This window comes from Paenibacillus lactis (assembly GCF_017873605.1).
Classification (GTDB): domain Bacteria; phylum Bacillota; class Bacilli; order Paenibacillales; family Paenibacillaceae; genus Paenibacillus_AQ; species Paenibacillus_AQ lactis.
In genome coordinates this window covers 57,856-84,372 of the sequence record NZ_JAGGKI010000011.1, presented here as the reverse complement: position 1 = coordinate 84,372, position 26,517 = coordinate 57,856, and the positions used below count along the sequence as shown (strand labels likewise).

Below are 26,517 nucleotides of genomic sequence, written 5' to 3'. Positions count from 1 at the left end.
AGAAGGTGAATGCAATGTCGGTTTCTCGGTGGCTATCGCTCGAAAGCTGGAAACGATGGCTCTGGTCTTTCATACGTTTAACATTGATCGCTGGCCTGTCCTTTGTCATTCTGTATCCGATTCTGCAAAAAATCTCGACGGCCATCAAAGACAAGGCCGATCTTTATTCACCGGTCGTCGTATGGATTCCGGAAAATTTCACAATGAGCAATTTCCTTGATGCGATCCGCATCATGGATTACTGGGAAACGCTGTTCAACACGTTTGCGCTGTCGGCGACGACGACGGTCTTGACGGCCGCTTCTTGCGCGCTGGCGGGTTACGGCTTTGCCCGTTTGAAGTTCAAAGGCAGCCAGCTTTTGTTCGCCTGTGTCGTCCTGACGATTCTCGTGCCTCCTACCACGATTCTCATCCCGATTTATTTGAATCTGAAGGATTTTACGCTGATGGGCCTGATTCCGCTCCTCACCGGCAAGTCCGTCAATCTGTTGAACAGTTATTGGCCGTTCATTTTGACTTCGCTGACCGCCAATTCGCTTAAAGCCGGTTTGTACATTTTTATTTTCCGGCAATTCTTCCGCGGCATTCCGAAGGAAGTGGAGGAGGCGGCTTATATTGACGGCGCGGGCGTCGGAACCACCTTTACCCGCATCATGATGCCGAACGCGATTCCTGCCATCATTACCACGACGTTGTTCTCCTTCGTCTGGCAGTGGAACGACAGCTTCTACACGACGACGTATCTGACTTCAAGCAAAGTCATGTCCACCCAGCTGTCATCGCTGCCGTACAACCTGTCCATTATGCTGGGCAGCGATCCGTCGAAGGCGGACCCATTTTATTTGAGCATGGTGCAGGATACCGGCATTTTGCTGGCGATCCTTCCCTTGATCGTCATCTATTTGTTCGTTCAGCGATATTTCGTGGAAAGTATCGAGCGTACGGGTATCGTAGGTTAACATTTCAAGTTGAAGACCGCCACCCCGAATCTAGGGGTTGGCGGTTTTTGTTTGCATACGAGCAACACGTAAATAACGGGATAGGAAGTAAAAAAATGTTTATTGTGGGCCGGGGCCTTTAAAGTATAATAATACAATTAATCGATAGGAAAGGGTGTTTTCTGTTGCTGATCATCGTAAAGAACTTCTCCAAAGTCATGCTAAGCGCTTTACTGTTTGGTTCAACACTGGCGTCATGTCACCAAAGCAGCGGTATCGACCACAATCGAGGGCCGGAAACACGCGGGGAGGGCGTATACAGCGATAAGTCATTACGCGCTTATCATCCGCCGATCGAAGTCACTTTTGTGAGAGAAATCGGCGACGGCTTGGAAGATATTCTGAAGGCATTGCCTGATGAAACGCTGGAGGACAATCGCTGGAGTCAGTTGTACGAACAAGTTCTGGGCATTCAAATCAAATACAAATGGGCTGTGAGAAGCGAACAATACCACAAAAAGCTGGATATTATGCTGGCTTCAGGGGACATTCCGGATATCGTCAAGGTCAATGCCCAGCAGCTCAGGCAGCTGAGCCACGCCGGACTGATTCAGGATCTGACGCAGGTTTACAAGGAATATGCTTCACCGTTGACACAGCAAGTTCACCGCCAAGAAGGGAGCGGTACCTTGGAATCCGGCATGATCGACGGCAAGCTGATGGGCATCCCGGAGACCGATTCCTCCATTGAAAAGGCGATGTTTCTGTGGATTCGAACGGATTGGCTGGACCGATTGGAGCTGTTGCCACCGAAAACGATGGATGACGTCCTGGCAATTTCGAAAGCGTTTACAGAAGGGGACCCCGACGGAAATGGCCTACAAGACACCTATGGAATAGCGGCTACCCAATATTTGTGGGACCCCGTCATGGGCTTAACCGGATTCATGGCCGGTTATGGAGCTTACCCGAACATATGGCTTGAAGATGAGAGCGGCAAGCTCGTATATGGAGGCATTCAGCCTGAAGTGAAACAGGCGCTCAAGGTGCTTCAGGATATGTATCGCCATCATGAAATCGACAGTGAATTCATTTTTAAAAACGGAAGCAAAGCCAAACAGCTTGTTGCCGATGGGAAGATCGGCATGGTCTATGGCGAGCAATGGGGAGCATTCTTGCTTCAGTCCAGCCGAGGCGGCGATCCGGATGCTGAGTGGCAAGCTTTTCCCATTGTTACTGACTCGGGCATAGCGCCAAAGGTTCCGCTTAAATTTACCACAAGTTCTTTTTACGCCGTAAGAAAGGATTTTGCTTACCCGGAAGCGATTCTCAAAATGTTCAATCTGCATCTTGAAAAAAACTGGGGCAAAACGGCAGAGTACGAGACTTACTACAACAATGTCATGCCCGTGTGGGGACTGTCTCCCGTGACTCCTTTCCCGGCGGATAAAAACCTCAAGGCGTACCGGCAAATCACCGAAGCGCGTCGTCAGGGCACGACGTCTCAGTTACAGGGCGAGCCCGGATTCATACAAGGGCGAATCGATCGATATTTGGATAAGAAAGAAGACGGCGAATCCGGCTGGGGTTGGGAGAAGATCTACGGGCCTTCCGGTGCGATGAGTATTCTCGACCAATACGAGGATAACCATCAGTTGTTGTTCGATGCTTTTGCCGGCGCGCCGACTGAAACGATGATTGAAAAACAAACGATTCTGGACAATCTTCAGCATGATTATTTTGCCAACATCATACTCGGCGAATCCATAGAACAATTCGACCGGTTCGTGGAGGAATGGTATCGGCTTGGCGGTGCTGACATTACGGCTGAAGTGAATCAGTGGCATGAGGACAAAAAAAGCCGTCCATAAAAATGTGCCGCACCCGCACGGTTGGCTTTAAAGGCCGGCAGGCGGCCGATTTACACGCATTTTCACACACATCGGAGGAGTTTAATTGCTTAAGTTACCCGTGAATTCCATTCGTAATACCATTTTTATTCGACTGGTCGCTACCTATCTCTTCGTCATTCTTCCGCTTATCATTCTCGGTGTTTATCTGTATAACTGGAGTTACCAATACGCTAGCCAGGAAGTATCCAAAAATTCGCAGGCGCAGCTTTCGGCTTACCTGGACGGGTTGAACCGGGAAATCGAATGGCTGGAAATCCAGCAATACGATATTTTGCAGGATGAGGAACTGAACAAAATGGTGCTGACATGGGATATGATGAGCACGGTCGAAAGAAAAGCAAGCCTGCATTATTTGCTGCCGCGGCTGGTCTCCATCAAAAACAGCAGTGTCTACATAAAAGACGTATTCATTCATATCCGCAGCATCGATAAAACGATTTCGGCCATGACCGCGATGAATGCATTCGACTCGAGACGGTATAACCATGTGTTTGCAGGAGAGGCGAACGGCAATCAAAGACTCTTGCAGATCGACGATACTTTCCATCTTGTGGCGGCCAAATACGGAGCTCGAAAAGGGGAAGAGCCGCTTCTGATCGTTCAGATCGAACTGGATGCGAGCAAACTCAGGGAATCCCTGATGCAAATCAGCGTATATCCGGAAAGCGGGGCTTTTATCGTCTCCGAGCCGTCCGGCTTTGCCCTGGCCAGCCATGAGGAGGCGGATCGATTCATGAAAGAGGCCGTGCAGGCCATCCAACATGCGAATCGTCAAATTCTGAACATCGGCACAGGCAGGTATTTGATCGACAAGGCGTATTCCGACAAGCTGGACCTATCCGTGTTCACGTACTTGCCCACTGAGGCGGTGAAACGGCCGTTAAGTAAATTTTATGTCTGGGCATGGCTGTTTGCAGGCACGACCCTCTTGGCGATTGCCATCTACGCAGTTTCGACGTACAAATTGGTTCATAAACCGCTGCTTCTGCTTGTCCAGAGCTTCAGAAAAATGGAGGATGGCATGTTTAATATCCGGATCAAGCACGGACAAAGGGACGAGTTCGGCTATTTGTACGATCGATTTAATCAGATGCTCATCAAGCTGCAGCATCTGATTGACCAGGATTTCAGGCACAAGCTCATGATGCAAAGGGCAGAGCTGAAACAGCTCCAATCCCAGATCAATCCCCACTTTTTATATAATAGCTTCTTCATCCTGAGCTCCCTGGCCAAAACGGGGGATGTCACGCAAATCGAGTTGTTCACGAACATGCTGGGAGAATACTTTCGATTCATTACCCGCAATGATGCGGACAACGTTCCATTGCTGGAAGAAACGAGACATTCCCGCATTTATACCGAGATTCAAAAGCTCAGATTTTCAAGGCGCATTCGCGTAGAATTCGGCGAGCTGCCGAAGGAAATGGAGGCCATCAAGGTGCCGCGATTGATCATTCAGCCCATTATCGAAAATGCCTATGAGCACAGCCTCGAAAAGATGCAGGATGAGGGCTTGCTGCGTGTGTCGTTTCATCTGGATGACCAAGAAGCTTCCATCGTGATTGAAGAGAACGGGAACGGGCTGACGGATAACGATATTGAAATGCTAAATAAGCGGCTTGAACGCACAGCCGAATCCGCCGAATCCCCTGAAGTGACGGGGCTTATCAACATCCATCGGCGAATTGCCCTGACGTACGGGGAAAGCAGCGGATTGGTCCTTTCAAGGAGTCCATTGAATGGACTGCGGGTCCAAATTCGAATCAGGCTGACGGAGGGGAATGAACATGTATAGACTGCTGGTCGTCGACGATGAAGAGATTATTACGAACAGTTTGTACGAAGTATTTCATCAGTGGATGCCCGAGAAGCTTGACGTTTGCCGGGCATACTCCGGCAAGGAAGCACTGAATTGGATGTCGCGAACAAGAATCGACATCGTCCTGACGGACATACGCATGCCGGGCATGAGCGGATTGGAATTGACGGAGAGCATCCGGGCTCTCTGGCCAAGGTGCAGAATTATCTTTCTGACCGGTTACAGCGATTTCGATTACGCCTATCAAGCGATTCAGATGCCCAATGTCCGCTATTTGTTGAAGACGGAAGGCTTCGATAAGGTCATGGAGGTCGTGAAGGAAGTCATTCATGAAATCGAGAGCGGCAATCGCATGAATGAATGGCTCATGCAGTCCCGCGTGCAGATCGAAGCGCTGGAATGGATGGAGCAGGGAGAATACTTCCGGCAATTCGTCGCGGACAGCAGCCTGCTTGGACAGGACAAGGAAGCCATGCTGAGCGATTTCCGGACCTTGAACATCGGATTGGATCCGAAACTCCCTGTGCTGCTGGCTCTTGGCCGCGTAGCATATTCAGCAGGCAAAGCGTATGCAGAAAAGAAAAACAGCCATCGCTCGGTAAGGCTGATTTGGAATTCTTTTATGGATGAGCATGTCCGAAGCATCGGAGTCCTGGACAAACATGGGGATTTATTATGGATGCTTCAGCCGCGGTCCGAGAATCCATCCGGTGATCGTCTTGTTCTTTATTTGGAAGGGACGCTTGAACTGATCCAGGAAGCCTGCCTGGATTCTCTGGGACTTGCCGTATCGTTCACCATAAGCGGCTTCCCCTGCCGGTGGGAGGATGTAACCCCTCAATATGAAAGGCTGCGGAGACTCCAGCAGTTAAAGATGGGCGATGGCATTCCGATGATCCTGAAGGATCAAGTCGACTCTTCCCAGGCGTCTCACTGCAAGGAAGGAGTGGAGACGAGCCATAAGGCAGGCGTCTTGGAAGCCCATTTGGAGGCCGGAAGGGAGAGCGAATTCATGAGTGAATTGGAGCAATTGTCGGAATTCGTGCTGAACGGAGACGATCATCATCAGCATGCTGCACAAGCCTATTATTCTATCGCTCTCGTGCTGTATGCGAAGCTGACCCGGCTTGGGCTTCAAGACCCCACCGGTGAACGGGGGAAGCTGCTGGACTTGGAAGGTCATGATTCCATGAAGGAAGCTTTTCGTTATTTGAGGCGAACGGCCGAAGATATATTCGATTTCAAGCGCATGGATGAACGAGGCAAAACGGCGCATGTCATTGATCGGGTATGCCAGTATATCGAGGAGCATCTGGATAAGGACATCACCCTTGTGCATCTAGCCGAACGCTATTTTTTTAATCCCTCCTATCTCTCGCGTTTGTTCAAGCAGGAACGGGGAATCAATCTCTCGGAATATATCGAAAAGTGCCGAATACGGAGAGCAAAGGAGCTGCTTAAGGAAGGGGATTTGAAGGTAAGGGACGTGGCGCCTCTAGTCGGATACGATGCCGCCCATTCCTTCACCCGCTTCTTCAAAAAGGCGACGGGTTTAACGCCGCAGGAGTACAGGGACCATCTTGTAAAATAAGCAGGCGACCTATCATTTGCCCGGTGTTTTCAGATGGAATGTCCGGTTGTTGTCTTGCTTACCCAAAGGTACACTTTTTACGAACAATTCCGTTCATGTCGACCCGCATTGGGACTGACCAGATCGGAATGACAGGTCACCAAGTAACGATGAAGGAGGGCGTGTTCAGGGATGAAGCCCGGAAAGCCGTTACTGGTCATATCTACCGTATTTGCTTTCGTTTGCATAATCGTTGTTTTTGCAAACCTAGCGAGTCGTGGCCAAGACGATCCAAAAATGTTTAACCAGGAGCTGAGTGACAAGATGAGTGATGAAATGAAAGCCGGCAAAACAGGAATTGAAATGAGGGACCAGGTAAGCAGCGGCAATGTTGCGAGCCGGGATGCGGACAGTACCCGCGGGGAGGCTGCGGCCGCAATCGGTAAGATTCCGCCGAACGGGAATCCGGTCGTCTCCCATAAATTCGGCGCGGATCCCTATGCGCTGGCAGTTGACGGACGTGTTTATTTATATAACACGTACGACGCATTGGAGTATGACGGTGACGGGGATGTCAAGGACAACAGCTACAGCACGATCAACAAGCTGTCCGTCATCTCTTCCTCGGACCTGGTCAACTGGACCGATCACGGAGCAATCCAGGTCGCAGGACCTACCGGCGCTGCCACATGGGCAACGCAGTCGTGGGCGCCAGCAGCCGCGCACAAGGTGATTGACGGCGAGGACCGCTTCTTCTTGTATTTTGCCAACAATGCCAGCGGCATCGGAGTGCTGACGAGCGACAGCCCTGTTGGCCCGTGGACGGATCCGATCGGAAAGCCGCTGATCACAAGAAACACGCCGGGCGTGGAAGGTGTCACGTGGCTGTTTGATCCCGCCGTGCTCGTTGACGACGACGGGAAAGCTTATATCTACTTTGGCGGCGGCATTCCGGAAGGCGAAGCCGAAATGCCGAATACGGCTCGCGTCATGCAGCTTGGCGACGATATGATCAGCGTGCTTGGCGAAGCCGTCACGATTCCGGCTCCTTATATGTTCGAGGATTCAGGGATTAACAAATTTGACGGAAAGTATTACTATACGTACTGCTCCAATTTCTCGGAAGGAACGCGGCCGGAGAACAGTCCGCCTCCCGGCGAAATCGCCTATATGGTCAGTGAGCATCCGATGGGCCCATGGACGTATCAAGGGACCATTTTGAAAAATCCCGGGCATTTCTTCGGGGTCGGAGGGAATAATCATCACGCCATCTTTCAGTTCCAACAGAACTGGTATATTGCCTATCACGCCCAAACGTTGTCAAAATCCATGGGAGTTCCGAAAGGCTATCGCTCAACCCATCTGAACCGCGTTTATTTCGAGACGGACGGTAGCATCCGGGAGATAGACGCTGACATGGAAGGCGTGAAGGGGGTCCAGCCGCACAATCCCTTCCAGCGAACGGAGGCAGTAACGATGGCATGGAATGCCGGAATTCAAGTCAATCCGTCTACTGCTGCTGAAGACTCGCAGGACAGCCCGATATTGACGGTCACGGACATCCACGACCGGGATTGGATCGCAGTGGCCAATGTTGATTTCGGAAAAGGAGCATCCGCGTTCACGGCTTGGGTCTCGGGAGTGGAAGGAGGAGGAAGCCTGGAGCTTCGGCTGGATCATCCGGAAGGAGAACGGATCGGCACAGTGAACGTACCGCCAGCATCCGGTGTGAAGCAGCGTCAGGAAATATCCATTGAAGTTTCAGGCGCATCCGGCATCCATCATCTTTACTTCGTATTTACCGGAAAGCAGGATCAGAAGTTATTTGATTTTGAAGCATGGCAATTCGAGTTGTGACGGCATATATACAGCCCGTCCATTCATAATGTGACGATGGCAAGCTAAAAAGGCGCTCGCGTATCAAGCAGCGCCTTTTTAGGTGCATCAGGTAAAAATGTACGTACAAGTTAGTGCTGGCCAGAGGCAACGGGAACCGTACGGGATCCATGCAATTTTCTATACATGTTAGCGCTTACGCCAGCATAAGTCTTGAATTTTTTATAGAACCAGTCCATATCGTTGTAACCCACCGCGTCAGCGATTTCGTATATCTTCATGTCGGTATGCGTCAGCAAGAATTTCGCTTTCTCCATTCGCTGCTGCAGCAGATATTCGTTAAACGTCATTTTCTCGTGGAACTTGAACTTCTGCACCAAGTAGGAATAGTTGAAATGCATCCGCTCGGCAATTTCTTTTAAGGTGATGTTTTGGTACATCGAATCCTTCAAGTATTCCTTGACCTCTTGAATGACCTGATCCTCCTTTTCCGCATGGACATGGGACAATCTATTATCCGGATGCCCGTCACCGGAATGGGTTGCCGGCGAGATCATCCGCAAGCAAGTGTTGAGCTCTTCGACCGTGAACGGTGCAGGCAGATAATCATGAACTTGCAGCTGCAAGGCTTTCCGGGTCCAATAAAAATCCGTGCTGCCTCCGGTAACAATGATGGGAACCTGGCTTACGGACCGGATGTTTGCGCATAACTCCATACCTTCGGAATCTGAACCGAGCGCATGGATAATCACCAAGGTGTAAGGCTCCAAAGCAATGAATTGCATGGCGGACGAGGAGGACCTGACGCAGCGGAACCGCGAGCATCTCAACTCATTCCAATCCGGCCGGATTCCCGGTGTTGCTTCATCATGGGATTCCAGATCAACAAACAGAACATCGTGCACAAAAGCTTCCCCCCAACTTCGTTGTAATAACGCTTTCATACGGTTTGATAACATTATGGGGAACGGAAACCCGAATCGCAATGTGCCGATTTTTATATTTCTAACCGATATTTACTTCTTACAGAAATATAAGGGGCCTGTGTACGCGGAAGAAACATTGGCAACCCGAGATTGGACGGGTGAACGATCCCAAATTTGGCAGGTTGTTTCAATAAAATGTAAGCGCTAATATGGAGTTATGATTTATTCGGGCCGGGTCCCATAGCGGGGGCCCTATCACTTGCTCGAAGTGGAAAGGAGGTCATGCTTTGCTTCGAATGCCTAAACGCGGCCGATGGGCGGCCACGGCAGTGGCAGCTGCGGTAGCAGCGTCCGTCGTTGTCCTGTTAATCCTGCCCCAAATGGGCAGCCGTGACAAGCCCCCCGCCGAAAGTCAGGCCCCAGGAAAACCGGGGGAAGGAGCAGCGGAGCTAACAGGGGATTCCGATGCGTCGAACGGAAAACCGAATGCCGAACCCCCTGCCGGCACTAATCAAACTGCGTCAACTGAGTCGAAGACACAACAGTCCTTAGCGCAAGATATTCCCTCGCTGCATGAACTCTTTGAGGAGGATTTTCCGATCGGCGCCGCGATCGAACCGAACCAGACGAGCGGTCCTTCATCGGAATTGCTGAAGAAGCATGTCCGCTGGCTGGTGGCGGAGAACGTCATGAAGCCGGATGCGATCCAGCCGTCGGAAGGCCAATTTATATGGACAAATGCCGACCGGATCGTGGAATTTGCCAAGGAGAACAACATGCAGGTCCGTTTCCATACGCTGGTCTGGCATACCCAAGTCGGGCCATGGTTTTTCCAAGATGCGGAAGGCAAGCCGATGGTGGATGAGACAGATCCCAAGCGACAGGAAGCGAACAAAAAATTGCTGCTTGAACGCCTGGATACCCACGTAAGGACGATCGTCGGCCGATATAAGGACGACATTACGTCTTGGGACGTAGTGAATGAAGTCATTGAACCGGGGGATCCGGACGGAATGCGCGCGAGCGAATGGTATAAAATAGCAGGTACCGATTACATCGCAACGGCATTTCGAGCTGCTCGGGAAGCCGGAGGACCCGAAGCAAAGCTATATATTAACGATTACGGCACGGATAACCCTGTGAAAAGGGACCTTTTGTTTCAGCTGGTGAAAGATTTGCTGGAGCAAGGTGTTCCGATCGACGGGGTTGGACATCAGACGCATATTGACATTTATGGTCCATCGGTGGATTCCATCATCGCCTCGATGCGAAAATTCGCGGAGCTGGGCCTCGACAATCTCGTCACCGAGCTCGATATGAGCATTTATGCGTGGAATGACCGCAGTGATTACGGCCAAGATCTCCCGCAAGAAATCCTGAACCTGCAAGCCGATCGGTATGGCGAGCTATTCAAAGCATTCCGTCAAAACAAGGACATCCTCAGCGGCGTCGTTTTTTGGGGCATCGCCGACGACCATACCTGGCTTCATGGTTTTCCGGTCGCACGTACCAATGCGCCTTTGCTGTTCGACCGACAGCATCAGCCCAAACCGGCGTTTTGGGCCGTTGTTAAGGCGGCTAGGACGGAGTGATAAACGGACGTCTCCGTATAGCCGGGCTAACATTTATGGATTTAATGCCCATAGCTTTATGTCGCTTACGAAATAACGTTGATAAGGAGAGACCGAGTGATGAGAAGAAGCATGGAAAGGCTGCCCAAGCTCCATGAAGCTTACGGCAATAGTTTCAAGATCGGCGCTGCCGTGAATCCAATTACGATGGTGACCCAAAAGGAATTGTTGTCACACCACTTCAACAGCGTTACGGCAGAAAATGAAATGAAATTCGAGCGATTGCACCCATCGGAAGAGGTGTATACATTCGAGCAAGCCGACCAGATCGTATCGTTTGCCAAATCGAACGGAATGTCGGTGAGAGGACATACCCTCGTATGGCATAATCAGACGCCGGAATGGGTGTTTCAAGACAGTTCCGGTGGGACAGCCGGCCGCGAGCTGCTGCTCGCTCGGATGAAATCGCACATCGATGAGGTCGTTGGCCGTTATCGCGGAGATATCTATGCTTGGGATGTCGTAAACGAAGCCATTGCCGACAGTGGAAGCAATCTGCTTCGTTCCTCCCCGTGGCTTGCGTCGATCGGGGAGGATTTTATCGCCAAGGCATTCGAATACGCGCACGAGGCTGATCCGCAAGCGCTGCTATTTTATAACGATTACAACGAATCCGTGCCCGAGAAGCGGGAGAAGATTTACACGCTCCTTAAATCGTTAAAGGAGCAGGATGTGCCGATTCACGGCGTCGGGCTTCAGGCCCACTGGAATTTGGAGTTTCCAGCGCTTGACGATATCCGCAGGGCAATCGAAAGATATGCAAGCCTTGGGATGATGCTGCATATCACGGAGCTTGACGTATCCGTATTCGCGCATGAGGATAAGCGGACCGATCTGGCGGCGCCGACCGAAGAAATGCTTCAGCGCCAGGCGGAGCGTTACGGTCAATTGTTCCGTCTGCTTAAAGAGTACAGCGGCAGCGTCACTTCCGTGACCTTCTGGGGAGCGGCGGACGATTATACCTGGCTGGATCATTTTCCGGTAAGGGGCCGCAAAAATTGGCCGTTCGTCTTCGACGAGAACCATCTTCCGAAGGAATCCTATTGGAACCTGTTGAAGGAAGCCAATCCCGAAAGAACATTCCAAGAGATACGTTCGTAAGTCGTATTTCGGCTGTCGCCATAGGTTGAAAGGGGAATCCATCAGATGAACAAGACGCAGGTCACGAATCCGATCATTTGGGCGGACGTGCCGGATGTGGATGCCATCCGTGTAGGGAACGCCTATTATATGGTCAGTACGAGCATGCATTCGATGCCGGGCTGCCCGATCATGAGGTCCGAGGATCTGATGCATTGGGAAGTCGTTAGTTACGTATACGATACGTTCGAAGACAACGAGGCCCATCGTTTGGAAGGCGGCAAGAATATCTACGGGCAAGGCTCTTGGGCGGCAAGCCTGCGCCATCACCGGGGGACATTCTATGTTTGCTTCTCCAGCAACGATACCAGGAAATTTTACGTGTACCGCACAGATAATATCGTTCAGGGGCCGTGGCAGCGTTCCGTCATCGATGGACTACGGCATGATCCGGGCCTGCTTTTTGATGATGACCGGGTGTTCGTGATCTACGGCAACGGGGATATTTACATTACCGAGCTGACTGCCGATGCAGCGGCCCTTAAGTCGGACGGAATTCATCAGCGGCTCTTTGAAACGGAAGCGGAGGGCATCGGATTGCGCTGCGAAGGCTGCCATGCCTACCGCATCAACGGTTACTATTATTTGCTGTTCATCGAATGGCCGAAGGCAGGTTTCGGCAACGGCCGGCGCAGACAAATCTGTTACCGGTCACGGGAACTACTCGGCCCTTATGAACGAAGAATCGTATTGGATGATGATCTCGGCTACCATAACAAGGGAATCGCCCAAGGCGGGATGTTCGATACGCCGGATGGCAAGTGGTACGCGATGCTGTTCCAGGATCATGATGCCGTCGGGAGAATCCCTTGCCTGGTCCCGGTAGCCTGGGAGGAGGATTGGCCCGTGTTCGGCATCGAAGGCAAGGTGCCGGAACGGTTTGAGGTCGACTTGCCGCAAGCCGTTGTGAAGCCGCTCGTGATCAGCGATGAATTCGAATACGAATCGAATAAGCTGGCTCTGAATTGGCAATGGAACCATAACCCGGATCATCGGTTATGGTCCGTGACCGAACGTCCCGGTTTCCTAAGGCTGACAACAGGAAGCCTGGCACCGGCTGGCGTGCTGCAGGCCCGGAATACGCTGACGCAGCGCACGGAAGGGCCGGCATGCACGGGGACTGTCTTATTGGACACGGAGCATATGAAGCCCGGCGATCATGCAGGGCTTGTTGCCCTGCAAAGCCATTTCGGCACCGTCGGCGTCAAGGTCGCGGAGAACGGCCACAAGTTCATAGCGATGAGCGTGAACGATGGGAGCGGCAGGGAGAAGGAGCTGGAAACGGTTCGGTATCGCGGCAGTGAAGTGCATTTGAGAATTGATTTTGATTTTGAGAACAGCAAAGATGTGGCCTCCTTTCATTATTCTGTCGATGGGGCCGAATGGATGCAGATCGGCGGTGAGCTGAACATGCGGTATACCTTGGATCACTTTATGGGTTATCGCATCGGGCTTTATTATTATGCGACCAGGCAAACCGGCGGCCATGCCGACTTCGATTATTTTCGTTACGAAAAAGCCGAGCGTTAGAGCGCGTAACCGAAGTGAAGAGGAGTTGATCGATGTATGAAAAGAACAGGATGGACGCTCAAGCTGTTATTGGCCGCGCTGCTCCTGCTGCCAGCTACGCTGGGCCTCCATAATGGCGCAGCCGACGCATGGTCGGGCATGCCGATGTCCAAGCTTCGCGTCAGCGGCAACCAGCTGGTAAACAGCGAGGGGCAGCCCGTTGTCCTCAGCGGGTGGCACCAGCCCGGGGGCTCGTACTGGACGTATCAGGGAAGCGATTACTACCTGAACCGTAGCGGAGGGAATCGCCATGCTGCCATTTTGGCGTATTTAAAGGATATTACCGACACATTTTCCGATACCTCTCCGAAGTACGGCAACAGTCACGGCTGGTATATGAACCAGGTCAGGCTCTTTATCGACCGTGAAGACATGGGCGACGTGGCGGCCGGAACGTATAATTTTGCCGGTCTCCAGTCCTTTACGCAGAACGTCGTGGTGCCTTATATCCAGTATGCAAAGACCAAGGGAATCTACGTTACGCTAGGCCTCGACTTCACGCTCCAGGATAATCAGGCAACGACGCAAGCCAATCTCGAAAAATTTAATCAAATCTGGGGATATCTTGCGGCACAGCCTGCGATCAAAAGCGCGGACAACGTCATGTTCGAGATCATCAATGAACCGGTGCTGTCTTATGCGAACGGTCGCTGGGGAGGACATCCGTCCGACCCCGAATTTCCGGCGTTTTGGGACTCGCTGCGCAATTTTCAAAATTCCATCATTTCCACGATCCGCAGTCAAGGGGCAGATAACGTGATATGGGCCGCCGGCCTTGGATGGGATCAATATTATCAGTTATGCGCCACGCGTCCGCTAACCGATCCGCTGAACAACATCGGATATGCCGTGCATTGGTACCCGGGCTACGGAGCAAAGGATAACGGCTCGATACTCCAGCAGCAATGGGATACCAACATTAAGCCCTGCGCGGACAATTATCCGATCAATATTACGGAAACGACCTGGTTCAAACGGCTGCCGGGAGACTCGGAGTACTGGGAGCTGTTCAACGGCTCGAATGAAGGCTTCGGCAAAAACACCAAGGCCATATTTACGGCAGCCGGGAACGTCAGCATCGCGGTCCACATGAACGGTTTTCTTCTGCAGCCGGGGGCAAGAAGCACGTTTGCCGATCCGACGGCAGGGCTGCTCTTCGACGGCGATCCGGCACGGGACGGCATGGCCCGCTTCATCTTCGAATGGTATTACGAACGTGCGCAGCTTCATCCATGGAACGGTATTTTATCGGGAGAAACCTATAAAATCGTGAACCGTGCCTCAGGGAAGGTGATCGACGTCCCGGGCGGACAAAACAGCAATTCGCTGCAGCTGCAGCAATGGCCGGACAATAACGCCACGGCCCAGCGATGGGTTGCGGACGATATGGGAGCATACAACAATGTATACCGGCTTCGCAGCGTCAGTTCGAGCGACGGCAAGGTGATGGATGTTAGAAACGGTTCCACAAACAACGGGGAAGCAATACAGCTCATGCAGGATTATGGGAATCAAGCACAGCGATTCCGTCTGATCAAGCTAAGCAACGGATACTGGAGCATCCTTAACGCGAACAGCAATAAAGCCGTCGAAGTGGCGGATGGTTCGTCCGCGGACGGAGCGAAGCTCCAGCAGAATCCTTATCGAGGGGATTTGCATCAGCAATGGCAGTTGATCAACGTAAATTGACGCTGCCGTACAGGTGGAGAGCGGCAAGGTGAGGAGGATGAAGAACGATGGCAGGCCATTTCACGCCAGCGGGAAATGAAACGGAAGGTCCAGTGGCGCCGCAGGATCCTGCAGTCAAACGCCGCGGACTGTACATCCTGTATGAGGCGATCATCGAAGCGACGACTCGTCCCGATGGGAAGTACACGCAAGAGATATACCTGGACGGGAGTCAGCTCGTCGATAAAGCCCGATTTACCGGGGGTGTGACGGATGAAGCCATTCTTGAGCTGCTAAAGAGCAGCAGGGGTCTTCGCCGGCTGGTGGACAGTATCGGAATATCCGTTCATGCGCATGAACGGGACGTATCGAGCGTTCTGTTCACATTTTGGAATTGGGGAAATGCGAATCCATACGAAACGGGATCCCGGCAGAGTATAACCTGTCCAGCGAACGGCACGGAAACGCTCCTGGTTCTGGATAACGACGAAGATCGATATCCGGATGACGATGTTCCAGGCAAATTCGTCTTCGAGTTTGAACGAGAGGGCGTGTTGGCAACGGTCAGCATCGTATTCTATCTTCGTGACGGTTACCAAATCCCCGAGGCTGCAGTCGACCCCCCGGTCGATGTGGAATCACAAGCATATCAAGACATGATTAAGAAATCGCTCATAAGCCCGGGTCATAACAAACGATTAAAGGCGGCAATCGAAAAAGCGAAGCGGGGCGAGCCCGTAACCATCGCCTACATCGGCGGTTCCATTACCCAAGGGGCCGGCGCTGTCCCCCTCCATTCCCAATGCTACGCATACCAATCCTATGACCTGTTCAAGCGAAGGTTTGCACCCGCCGGCGACAGCCCGATTCGTCTTGTCAAAGCTGGCGTAGGCGGTACGCCGTCTGAGCTCGGCATCGTCCGCTATGATCGGGATGTGCTTCGAGAAGGGGAGGTACGGCCGGATATCGTGATCGTTGAGTTTGCCGTCAACGACGCAGGCGACGAAACGAAAGGAAATTGTTACGAGAGCCTGGTACTCAAGGCTCTTTGCGCCGATCACAAACCCGCGGTGATTTTGCTGTTCAGCGTATTCGTGAACGACTGGAATCTTCAAGACCGTCTGGCCCCGGTCGGTTGGCATTACAATCTTCCGATGGTCAGCGTGAAGGATGCGGTCACGGAGCAGTTCCGATGGACCAAGGAGCAAGGGAACGTGATTACGAAAAGACAGTTTTTCTACGACATTTATCATCCAACCAATGCTGGCCATCGGGTGATGGCCGATTGTTTGGACTGGTTATTCGAAGTAACCGATCGTTCCTCCCTCTACGAGGAGGACCTGACGGATGAACAGCCTCCGCTGATCGGAAATGACTTCGCTTTAACGAAGCTGCTCGATCGCAGGAATGGCGATCGCATCGCCCGCATTGATCCTGGCGGTTTTTCGGACACCGACACGGATCTGCAAATGGCGGAGCTGGACGATCATGCATACGGGACGCCGCAATTTCCGCACAACTGGATGCACACGGCCGATTCCGGCGAGCACAGCTTTAAGATGACTATCCGGAGCAAGCGTCTTATCCTTGTTTATAAAGATTCGGGAAGCCGGGCATTCGGGACCGCGAAGATATGGGTAGACGGGAAGCTGAAGAAGACCGCCGATCCGCATGAAGTCAATTGGACGCACTGCAGCGCCGTGATTTTGTACAATGAGTCGAAGTCAGGAGAACATGAAGTAGAGATCCAGATGGCGGAAGGCCACGAGGATAAGCGATTTACGATCCTGGGCTTCGGTTACGTCCCATAGAATTGCATTAGATAGCTTCACGCTCCATGGGTAAGCTTGATTGGACATCAAGCGGCGCTCAATCAAAAAGATGAAGGGGAGAGGAAGATGAAGGAGACGGCACCGGCTGGATACGACGTTCCGCGGGAGATCGCCAGGGGGAAAATCGAAACGGTGGAATATGCATCCGAAACGGTAGGCAATGATCGAAAGGCGATGATTTACACGCCTCCGGGATATGCGGAAGACAACGTGTACAACGTTCTTTATTTGCTGCATGGCATCGGAGGTGATGAATCGGAATGGCACCGTCATGGCGATCCGCAGACGATTCTAGATAATCTATATGCGGACGGGAAACTCGCGCCCATGGTCGTCGTGTTTCCAAATGGCCGTGCGATGCCGAATGATCGGGCGGAAGGGGACCTGTTTGCTCCGGACAAAATAAAAGCGTTCGAGACGTTCGAAATCGATCTGCTAAGCGATCTGATTCCTTTTATCGAGTCGCGATACTCGGTATCGACAGGCCGGGAAAACCGTGCGATTGCGGGGCTGTCCATGGGCGGGGGGCAATCCCTGAATATCGGCTTGAAGCATCTTGACCGCTTCGCATGGATTGGCGCTTTTTCCCCGGCTCCGAATACGAAATCTCCGGAGCAGCTCGTCCCGAATCCGGAAGAAACGTCGGCACGGCTCAAATTGCTGTGGCTGTCATGCGGCGACGAGGACAATCTGAAGCAGATAAGCGACCGGACGCACGCGTATTTGTCGGAGCATCGGGTTCCTCACGTTTGGTATGAGGAAAGCGGTGGACACGATTGGCCCGTATGGAAGAACGATTTGTATCATTTTTCCCAGCTCATTTTTAAAGATAACTGATGTTGAAGGAAGCCTTGCGCCATTTTGGCCGGGCTTTTTACTTTCAGCCAAAAACGAAAGGGTAAAATCATGACGTTATTGCCGAAGGACATTGTGTCCATTTTGGACCAAAACGGTATAAAAGCTGCTGATCTCCTGCACGGGATGGAGTGTGACCGGCTGCCGGACGGCGGTTTTTCAGAAAGCTATCTCGTATTGTCCCGAAAACACCTCCACATCTTTTGCGGCAGCGGCGTTACGAAGGAGAAGACGTTTTCGGGTTATGCAGCCGGCCGGCGCAAAGCTGCCGGCAAGCCGGAGCAAGAGGGTTCCGGCGATTGGGCTTGGGAACGCATTCCCCTCGAACGACTCGAAGCCTTGACCATCGTTAATCTGGTCGCTTCCGGCATGGTCGTTGCCAAGGAGAAGGAGGAGCGAGTGATCGGTGCATTCACAAACGGTCATATGAATCAGGCCGTCCGGTTTGCGCAAGCCTTCGATAAATTGAAGAACAACGAGCCGTTTGAAGCCTTCGAAATTGACGGAAAATCGGACGGGGCCTCATGCCCGACATGCGGATTGATGTACCCCGAAGAAGGCAGGCCATTCTGTCCGAAATGCATGAAGCGGCATGCGGTATTCGCACGTTTGCTGTCATTTGCGGGCAAGTATAGGCTGTCCATCTTTTTTATCGTGTTGTTTATGCTGCTGAACTCGGCGACCGGTCTCGTCATTCCTTATTTCCAGGGCACCGTGCTGTTTGACCAGGCGCTTGCCGGCAATGGCGCTTTTGCGGGGCGGATCGGTCTGGTCATCGTGATCATTCTCGCATTCCGAACGCTGTCGCTGTTGTTCGGCATCTTGTTCGGCACCATCATCGCAAAGCTGGCGGCAAAGGTTGCCTTCGATTTGAAAGCGGCGGTATTTACCTCGTTACAGCGGTTGTCGCTCGATTTTTTTATGCGAAGGCAGACCGGCCAACTTATGACTCGCGTGAACAACGATGCACAGGAATTGCAATATTTTTTCGTCGACGGGCTCTCCTACTTCATCGTGAATGCGATGAATATAATCGGCATCATTGCCGTGCTCCTGTGGATGGATTGGCGGCTTACGCTGATCTGCCTGCTGCCAATGCCGCTGGTCTTCTGGCTTGTCCGGACTGCGTTCCCGAAGCTGTGGCGCTTGTCATGGCGGAGGCACCGCAAGGTAAGCGCTCTGAATTCGATCATCAGCGATTCGGTTCGCGGCTCGCGAGTCGTCAAGGCATTCGGTAAAGAACAGGTAGAGATCGGCCGCTTTCAGCAGGCAAACGATGCATTCTCCGGAGCCGAGCAGCGCTTTAATAAATGGAGCGGAACCGTGTTTCCGATTCTCAATTTTCTAACGCAGGCGGGCGGAATATTGATCTGGGCGTTCGGCGGTTGGTACGTGATGCAAGGCCGGATGTCTTTTGGCTCAGTGCTTACGTTCGTCAACTATATGATGATGCTGTACGGGCCGATTCAGTTCATGAATAATATTATCGGCTGGTGGTCCAATTGCATGGCGGCTGCGCAGCGTATCTTCGAGATCCAGGACGCCGTACCTAGCGTAGCAGAGCGTCCCGGAGCCGTTTCATTAGTGACAATGAAAGGCGACATCGAGATCGACAACGTTTCGTTCGGCTATGAGCCGAACAAACCGATTTTGAAGCAGGTGTCCCTGCGCGCGAGACCCGGGCAAATGATCGGCGTCGTCGGCCATTCAGGGGCTGGGAAGTCGACGCTGGTCAATCTCGTGTCACGATTGTACGACGTAACCGCGGGAGAGATCCGGATCGACGGCGTCAATGTCAAGGAGCTTTCGGTTGCTTCACTGCGTCGTCATATCGGCATCGTCTCTCAGGATATCTATGTATTTACTGGCACCATCGCAGAAAATATCGCGTACGCCGATCCCGATTGCCAGATGGAGGACATTCTGCATGCGGCCAAAATCGCGAACGCGCACGATTTTATTCAAAAGCTGCCGGACGGCTACGATACGGAGATCGGCTCGGGCGGCTACAGCTTGTCCGGCGGGGAGAAGCAGCGGCTGTCGATCGCGCGGGCCGTGCTGCACAACCCGAAGGTGCTCATTCTCGACGAGGCAACCGCTTCGCTTGATACCGAGACGGAGCTGCAAATCCAGGAGGCGCTCGATTCGCTCGTCAAAGGACGGACGACGATCGCGATCGCCCACCGGCTGTCCACGCTAAGGCAAGCCGATTATCTGGTCGTGATGGACAAGGGCGCCGTCGTTGAAGCGGGCACGCATGACCAGCTGATGGCGAGAGAGGGCATCTATCGGGAGCTTGTTCGCAAACATGATGAAGCGCTTAAAATGAAAGGGGAAATCATCGCATGAGGATTGAAGAGCACCGGGGAATGGAACTGGCGGATGCCGCGGGCATCCGATATTTGACACCGAGCAATTCGGAATTTGCGGAGACGACGGGCCATCTGCTGTCCGTCTGGACCAAAGGCGAGGTGCACTCGCCGGTTTACGTTCATTGTTCCTTCCCGCATACGAACCAGCGTTCTTTCTTGTCGATTCGAACGGCGGACAACAAGGAGATCGGTTTGATCCGCTATCTTGACGATTTTCCACAAAGCACGGCTTCTATCATTGAAAGGCAGCTGAAGATCCGTTATTTTACGCCGGAAATTACCAAGGTGATTGCCGTAAGCGAGGAGTTCGGCTATTCCTATTGGGAAGTTGAAACGACTGCCGGACGGTGCCGGTTCACGGTGCGGAACGGCAGCGGCAGCGTCAAGTTTGCAGCGGAGAACCGCCTGCTGATCATCGACGTCGACGGTAACCGGTTCGTCATCCCGCACGTGGATCAGCTTAGCGACAAGGAATACCGCATGATCGAAACGAGATTGTAGACGGCGGCAACGGAGGAATATCGATGAATTTAAACTTCACGCTTTCGGAGCAGAATTTCGCGGCAGCACGGCAAGTCATCGGAGAGGAGATCGACTATTGCGTCCCTGCCGACCTGTCGCTGGATGGGCGGCGGGTGGAGGGATACCTGGCGATCGGCAGCGGCAGGTGGGCGCATGTGCGGGATGGCCAAGTGCGGGATCACGGGAACATCGCGGACGCCTGCGATTATCATCTGGTGCCGTTCGTTGGCAATGCGGTGCTTGAAGCCACGGAGAACGGGACGAAACGAATCATCGTCAGGGTGACGATGCAGCATGCGTCCAGGTACGGCTATATCGCTCAAATCCTGAACGATATGGCCGCCAATCGCCCCGTCCGGATTTATCGTGACGAAGGGGATCCGGTTTGCGCGGCATGCGGAAGCGCGCTCGTCCCGGGTACGCGGGTGTGTCCCAGATGCATGAGCAAGGCAGCTGCATTCAAACGACTGCTTCTCACATCCAAAAGACACTGGCGAAGCTTGATGCTTGGACTAGGTGTCCTTATCGCTGCCTCGGCGTTGGCGATGGCCGGGCCTTACTTCCAGAAGCTGCTGGTCAACGCGGCGCTGCTCCCCCCTTCCGGACAAGAGGCCAGCGTAAGGGTATTTTGGCTTGCACTCCTTGGGATGCTGTTCACCATGGCTTTCGGGGAGCTGCTCGGCATTGCCAGAAACCGGATCATGGCCAGCGTCAGTACGGGCATTGCGGCCGACTTGCGCAAAACGGTGTTCGATCGGATTCAGAGCATGTCGCTCGGATTTTTGACGTCCCAGCGAGCGGGAGACCTGATGAACAGAGTGACGGCCGATACGGACCGCATCCGCCACTTGATTCAGGAAATGTGCACGACGGCCATCCACCAACTGCTCATCCTGATCGCTTCAGCGACGCTGCTTTTTTCGGCCGATTGGCGGCTGGCGCTGATCGTGCTGCTTCCGGCTCCATTCGTTGGTTATTTGCACTACTATATTTGGAGGCATGTCCTAAACAGGCTGTTTCACAAGCAGTGGCGCATCTCCGACAAGGCAAACTCGTTTCTTCACGATGTCCTCAGCGGCATTCGGGTCGTGAAGGCTTTCGGCCAGGAAGAGCGGGAGATTCGCAGATTCCGGACATATAACGGCGAATTCGCTGCTGCTGCGTTGAAAAGCGAGAAGTTGTACAGCATTTTATCGCCGATCTCGAATTATTTGATTCAGATCGGCCAATATCTCGTACTTCTGATCGGCTGCTACATGATTATCGGCCGGGAGATGAACGTAGGCGAGCTGATCCAGTTCAGCGCTTATGCCGCCATGATTTTCGGGCCGATTTCCTGGCTGATGTTCATGCCGCGCTGGATCGCGAATGCGGTCATTTCGATGCATCGCGTATTCTCGGTAATCGACGAGCAGCCGGAAGTCATGGATGCAAACAACGCGGTGGGCCACCGGATTCGGGGCTTGATCGAGTTCCGCGACGTTTTTTTTGGATATCGATCGTATGAGCCTGTTCTGAAGGAGATCAACCTCACCGTGAAGCCGGGGGAGATGATCGGACTCGTCGGCCATTCCGGATCGGGCAAATCGACGACGATCAATCTGATTTCCCGTTTCTATGATGTAAACGAAGGGGAGATTCGGATTGACGGCATCGATATCCGGAAGATCCGGCAGGAGGATTTGCGCTCGCAAATCGGCGTCGTGCTGCAGGAGACGTTCCTGTTCAGCGGGACGATCGCGGAGAATATTCAGTACTCGAAGCCGGGCGCGAAGCCGGAAGAGGTTATCGAGGCGGCCAAAATCGCCAACGCGCACGATTTTATCATCAGCTTGCCTGACGGTTACGACACGAGGCTGGAAGAGAACGGGAACAATCTGTCGGGAGGCGAGCGTCAGCGGATCGCCATCGCGAGGGCCGTGCTGAACGATCCGCGAATCCTCATTCTGGACGAGGCGACGGCTTCGCTTGATATCGAGACGGAAGAGTCCATTCAGGAGGCACTGAGACGGGTGACGAAGAATCGCACGACGATCGCTATCGCGCATCGTCTCTCTACGCTGCGAAATGCCGACCGGCTTATCGTCCTTGACAAGGGGCGGATCGCCGAAATCGGCACGCATCGCGAATTGATGAAGAAGCAGGGAATTTACTACAATCTGATCTCCGCCCAGCGCGGCATGTCCCGCAAGAGCGATCCTTCCGCGGTGGTATAACGCCGCCAACACAAGGGTTGCAGTGCATTGCAATGAATTTGTGCAGGTAATCTGGATGCTCATCTTAGGAGAAAGCTTGAAATACAATATCCGTTAGGAGGGAAGGAGCAGCGTATGGAAAATGAAATTCACAGCGTTGTCTGCTATACGAGAGAACCGCTTGAACCGGAAATCTATTCCCCGAAGCTTGCATACAGCATGCATCTCGCTTACACCGATGACGGGATGATTTATCGGGAGCTTAATCATAACTCGGGGGTACTGTTCGCTAAAGCCGCCGAGCTCTCAAACGGCACGCTGTCCGCCAAGAGTTTGAAGAATCCGTACCTGTTCCACATGGCTGACGGAAGCTTTGGCGTACTGGCCATTCGGACGGAAGCGGACGGTTCTCCCGATCAGCAAAGCAAGGGCTCGGTGCTTTTGTTCACTTCCCCGGACTTGCTGCAGTATCGGGAGCTCGGTCTGTTGAACCTAACGAACGGGCTTCATGTACAAGATATCATGTGCGAATATGAACATGCTTCCCGAAAGTATATCCTACGTTGGCGTGAAGAAGACGGAAGGTATTATCAAAGGGAAATGGTGGACGTGACATGCCCGGACGACGCTGCCAAGCCGAAGCCGTGCGAAGCTTTCACGCTAAGCCCAAGACGCGTCGCCATTGAAGGAGCAGTGGCCCGCAATGCGATACGTGTACCGCGAGGCGTGGCTCAGAGGCTGATTCATAAGCTTACGGTACCGGTTCATGTGCGTAATGAACTGCCGGAGCGCGTTACGGTTTCGTCCAAAGAACAGTTGCAAGCCGTTAAAGTGACGGCGATATACAGTGACGGCACAACCGCGATCAAGCCGATTGAGTGGGATGCGTCCGAAATCGATTGGAGCCGTCCCGGAACTTATCGCATTTCAGGAAGCATTCGGCAGGATCGCTATACATTTCCGATGGCGACGAACCGTGCCGACCCTTGCATTGCGCAGTGGGACGGAAGGTATTATTTTGTCGCGACCAATGATGCCGACGGCAACCATACGATATCGATCCGGGAGTCGGATTCCATCATCGGTCTGGCCTCGGCAGAAGAAACCAAAATCCTGGATACAGGCATGCATGATCATCTGAAGCGATTTCTGTGGGCGCCTGAACTTCATGGCATCGGCGGCGAGCTGTATATTTTTCTTGCCGGCAGCAGCGGCGAGTTCAAAGACATTCAATCGCATGTTATGCGGTTAAAGAAGGGCGGCAATCCGAGAATTGCTGCGGATTGGGGGACGCCGATCCGGGTCGCCAGGCATGACGGAAGCCCGCTGTTTCAAGCCGGCATAACGCTGGACATGACCGTATTAGAGCGGAAAGGCCGTTTATATGTGCTCTGGGCGCAAAGGGAATTGGTACCGCATGACCTGGGCTCGTGGATCTATATCGCCGAGGCGGATCCGAGGAAACCGTGGAGACTGATATCGGAGCCTGTCCTGCTGTCCAAGCCCGAATACGGCTGGGCGAACAATCAAACGTTCGTGGAGGAAGGGCCCTTTGCACTCATGACAGACCGGAAGATCTTCGTGACGATATCCGGTGCTCTGGTCGATGCCACGTATTGCGTCGGCATGCTCAGCGTCAATTCTGACGCTGATTTGCTTGATCCGAACCAATGGACGAAGCGAAATTACCCGCTGCTAACCTCAAGAAGCGTGCCGGGCGAATACGGACCGGGACACAATTCTTATGTGAAGGACGAGGAAGGAACGATCTGGAGCGTATATCACGCTCGTCCAGGCATCGGAGAGCCTCGCTGCTCGGGTCTCCGTCGCGTGCATTTCGACGTTGACGGTGAACCGATGCTGGGCTTGACGGAAGAGAAGGACCTGAATCCAGCGCTTGTGTCCGTATACCTGGATGTGCTGGTGGAAGCATTGGCGGAAGGCTGACGGAACAACAACTTTTCTGTGTGCGAATTGACAAGAGCATGAAGAACAAAAGAAGCGCCGTGTTCCCGTGTGCGGGTACGCAGCGCTTCTTTTGCATTTTGACGACGTGAACCCGAGGTTAATCCTTTCCAATGATGGATTCAGATCGGGCACACCGTATAGCCGACGCTCATGCGCTTTCCACTTTCCGACCCTTTGCGTTGCCCAGAGCATCAACACTTTTAGTAATTACAAATCGTGTTTAGTTTCTCTATGGTTCGTTTTCGCAAGCAGTTATATGATCTTGGTGAGCATCAAAATGAAAGCGCTGCATATTCATGCAGCCAAAAATTAAGGGGGGAATTAACGCATGTGGATGCGTAAGATCAGTCTGCTGTTCTGCAGCCTGATTCTGGTGATCATGACGGCATGCAGCAGCGGCTCGGGCGGCGACGCGAAGACAGTCGAGCCCGGCAAAGCGGAAGAGGCCGTCAACGCGCCTGCGGAAGCGACAAACGAGCAGCCGACAAACGAATCAAGCAGCGAGGAAGAATTAACCGGCACGCCGGAAATGGAATTTGATATGGGAGGCCGAACCATCAAATGGGTGTCCTGGTATGATGAATCGATTCAGGAAGACAATCCTGACAACATTAAACGGAAACGTAACTTGGAAGAGCTGATGAAAAAACATAATTTTAAAATGGAATACGTGATCGTGGATTTCGGCGAGTACCAGGATAAGGTGACAGCCTCGCTGGTGGCGGGCGAACCGATCGGCGACATTATCCGGGTAGCGAGGCCATGGATGATTCCGACGCTGGTCAATCAAGGTCTGTTCGCGCCGGTGGATGAATACACGAAGAACGAGAAGGTATTCATCCAGCAGTACACGAACGAGTACTCCCAATACGAAGGAAGGGGCTACGGGTTCAGGACGGGCATCAACGGCGCGTCATCCGGCATTTTCTATAACCGCACGTTAATGAATCAATTGGGCATGAAGCCATTGCAGGAATACGTCAACGAGGACAACTGGAACTGGGATACGTTCATTCAGGTCGCGAAAGAAGCGAACAAAGATTCCAATAACGACGGCAAATTGGATATTTGGGGGCTTGCATCCGCTTCCTTGCTGGTTCCCGCAATGGCCTCGAACGAAGCGAATCTGGTCATTCTAGATAAGCAAGGTCTTGAGGATCCCAAAACCTTGGAGGTGCTGAACTTCTTGTCGCGCCTCGCAACCGAGTCGGTTGGGAGACCAACGGAAGGGGGAGACTGGACCGAGCCGGGCCAATTTTTCCGCCAAGGCAACACATTGATGGTTGCAGGCAGCGATTATGAAATGGAAAACTTCAAGCAGGACATGCCGGATTACGATATCGGATTTCTCCCATTTCCGAAAGGGCCAAGCGCATCAAGCTATCATTCGCATAATACGATCCCGAATTACCTGACGATTCCAAGCGCCGTGGAGCATCCCGAACGTCTGGTTTATATTTACGAGAAAATCAACGATATCGACTCGATCTACGACTATCCGAAACAATCTACGCTGGAGACTTTATTCAGCAACGAGGACGATATTCAGAATGCCAAGCTGGCCGGTGAGAGCATTAAAGTGATCGATACCGAGAGCGGATACCCATCGATGCCTTATTACGAATTTATAGGGGAAATCATGGAAGGCATCCCGGTATCGACGGTCGTCGAGAAATATAAAGGGCCGTTCCAGGCAGCGATTGATGCGGTTTGGAAAAAATAAACGTGGTCTCAAATGGAATCACAGCCAGTCCTCCCGTCAT

17 protein-coding genes are annotated in these 26,517 nt (G+C 52.6%); 16 read left to right on the top strand and 1 reads right to left on the bottom strand.

Annotation, left to right across the window (positions count from 1 at the left end; translation table 11 throughout):
- The first annotated feature begins 14 nt into the window (after nucleotides 1-14).
- The 5 genes from J2Z18_RS19665 to J2Z18_RS19645 all read left to right on the top strand — a co-directional run bounded on the left by J2Z18_RS19665 (nucleotide 15) and on the right by J2Z18_RS19645 (nucleotide 8,097).
- Nucleotides 15-959, top strand: coding sequence for a carbohydrate ABC transporter permease (locus J2Z18_RS19665; RefSeq protein ID WP_210095195.1), 945 nt, complete (start codon nucleotides 15-17; stop codon nucleotides 957-959).
- 164 nt (nucleotides 960-1,123) lie between these two features.
- Complete coding sequence (locus J2Z18_RS19660) at nucleotides 1,124-2,809, top strand: extracellular solute-binding protein (protein WP_007130187.1); 1,686 nt, start codon at nucleotides 1,124-1,126, stop codon at nucleotides 2,807-2,809.
- Between the two features lie 85 nt (nucleotides 2,810-2,894).
- Nucleotides 2,895-4,646, top strand: coding sequence for a sensor histidine kinase (locus J2Z18_RS19655; protein WP_210095194.1), 1,752 nt, complete (start codon nucleotides 2,895-2,897; stop codon nucleotides 4,644-4,646).
- Complete coding sequence (locus J2Z18_RS19650) at nucleotides 4,639-6,261, top strand: response regulator (protein WP_007130185.1); 1,623 nt, start codon at nucleotides 4,639-4,641, stop codon at nucleotides 6,259-6,261. The genes J2Z18_RS19655 and J2Z18_RS19650 overlap by 8 nt, the downstream gene beginning before the upstream one ends.
- Before the next feature lie 171 nt (nucleotides 6,262-6,432).
- Nucleotides 6,433-8,097, top strand: a complete 1,665-nt coding sequence (locus tag J2Z18_RS19645) for a glycoside hydrolase family 43 protein (protein ID WP_007130184.1) — start codon at nucleotides 6,433-6,435, stop codon at nucleotides 8,095-8,097.
- A 110-nt stretch (nucleotides 8,098-8,207) separates the two neighbouring features.
- Here the strand turns inward: J2Z18_RS19645 and J2Z18_RS19640 are convergent, their stop codons facing one another.
- Complete coding sequence (locus J2Z18_RS19640) at nucleotides 8,208-8,981, bottom strand: helix-turn-helix domain-containing protein (protein WP_007130183.1); 774 nt, start codon at nucleotides 8,979-8,981, stop codon at nucleotides 8,208-8,210.
- Between the two features lie 308 nt (nucleotides 8,982-9,289).
- Between J2Z18_RS19640 and J2Z18_RS19635 the strand changes: the two genes are divergently transcribed.
- The 11 genes from J2Z18_RS19635 (at nucleotide 9,290) to J2Z18_RS19585 (ending at nucleotide 26,477) form a co-directional block, all read left to right on the top strand.
- Nucleotides 9,290-10,594, top strand: coding sequence for an endo-1,4-beta-xylanase (locus J2Z18_RS19635; RefSeq protein WP_007130182.1), 1,305 nt, complete (start codon nucleotides 9,290-9,292; stop codon nucleotides 10,592-10,594).
- 99 nt (nucleotides 10,595-10,693) lie between these two features.
- On the top strand, nucleotides 10,694-11,734 hold the full coding sequence (locus J2Z18_RS19630) for an endo-1,4-beta-xylanase (RefSeq protein WP_007130181.1): 1,041 nt from the start codon (nucleotides 10,694-10,696) through the stop codon (nucleotides 11,732-11,734).
- A gap of 45 nt (nucleotides 11,735-11,779) precedes the next feature.
- The gene (locus J2Z18_RS19625; RefSeq protein WP_007130180.1) at nucleotides 11,780-13,303 is read left to right on the top strand and encodes a glycoside hydrolase family 43 protein; all 1,524 of its coding nucleotides are present in this window, start codon (nucleotides 11,780-11,782) and stop codon (nucleotides 13,301-13,303) included.
- A 36-nt stretch (nucleotides 13,304-13,339) separates the two neighbouring features.
- A complete protein-coding gene (locus J2Z18_RS19620; protein WP_007130179.1) occupies nucleotides 13,340-15,031 on the top strand; it encodes an RICIN domain-containing protein in 1,692 nt (563 codons plus the stop codon).
- 47 nt (nucleotides 15,032-15,078) lie between these two features.
- Entirely contained in the window at nucleotides 15,079-16,821 is a 1,743-nt protein-coding gene (locus J2Z18_RS19615) for an SGNH/GDSL hydrolase family protein (protein ID WP_007130178.1), read from the top strand.
- Nucleotides 16,822-16,908: 87 nt separating this feature from the next.
- On the top strand, nucleotides 16,909-17,679 hold the full coding sequence (locus tag J2Z18_RS19610; protein WP_007130177.1) for an alpha/beta hydrolase: 771 nt from the start codon (nucleotides 16,909-16,911) through the stop codon (nucleotides 17,677-17,679).
- 69 nt (nucleotides 17,680-17,748) lie between these two features.
- Nucleotides 17,749-20,046 (top strand): ABC transporter ATP-binding protein, encoded by a 2,298-nt coding sequence (locus tag J2Z18_RS19605; RefSeq protein ID WP_040738727.1) that lies wholly within the window; start codon nucleotides 17,749-17,751, stop codon nucleotides 20,044-20,046.
- Nucleotides 20,043-20,570 (top strand): DUF1854 domain-containing protein, encoded by a 528-nt coding sequence (locus J2Z18_RS19600; protein ID WP_007130175.1) that lies wholly within the window; start codon nucleotides 20,043-20,045, stop codon nucleotides 20,568-20,570. Before J2Z18_RS19605 ends, J2Z18_RS19600 begins: the two co-directional genes overlap by 4 nt.
- A gap of 23 nt (nucleotides 20,571-20,593) precedes the next feature.
- Complete coding sequence (locus J2Z18_RS19595) at nucleotides 20,594-22,807, top strand: ABC transporter ATP-binding protein (RefSeq protein WP_007130174.1); 2,214 nt, start codon at nucleotides 20,594-20,596, stop codon at nucleotides 22,805-22,807.
- Between the two features lie 114 nt (nucleotides 22,808-22,921).
- On the top strand, nucleotides 22,922-24,733 hold the full coding sequence (locus J2Z18_RS19590; protein ID WP_007130173.1) for a family 43 glycosylhydrolase: 1,812 nt from the start codon (nucleotides 22,922-22,924) through the stop codon (nucleotides 24,731-24,733).
- Between the two features lie 349 nt (nucleotides 24,734-25,082).
- Nucleotides 25,083-26,477, top strand: a complete 1,395-nt coding sequence (locus J2Z18_RS19585) for an ABC transporter substrate-binding protein (protein WP_007130172.1) — start codon at nucleotides 25,083-25,085, stop codon at nucleotides 26,475-26,477.
- The last annotated feature ends 40 nt before the right edge of the window (nucleotides 26,478-26,517 follow it).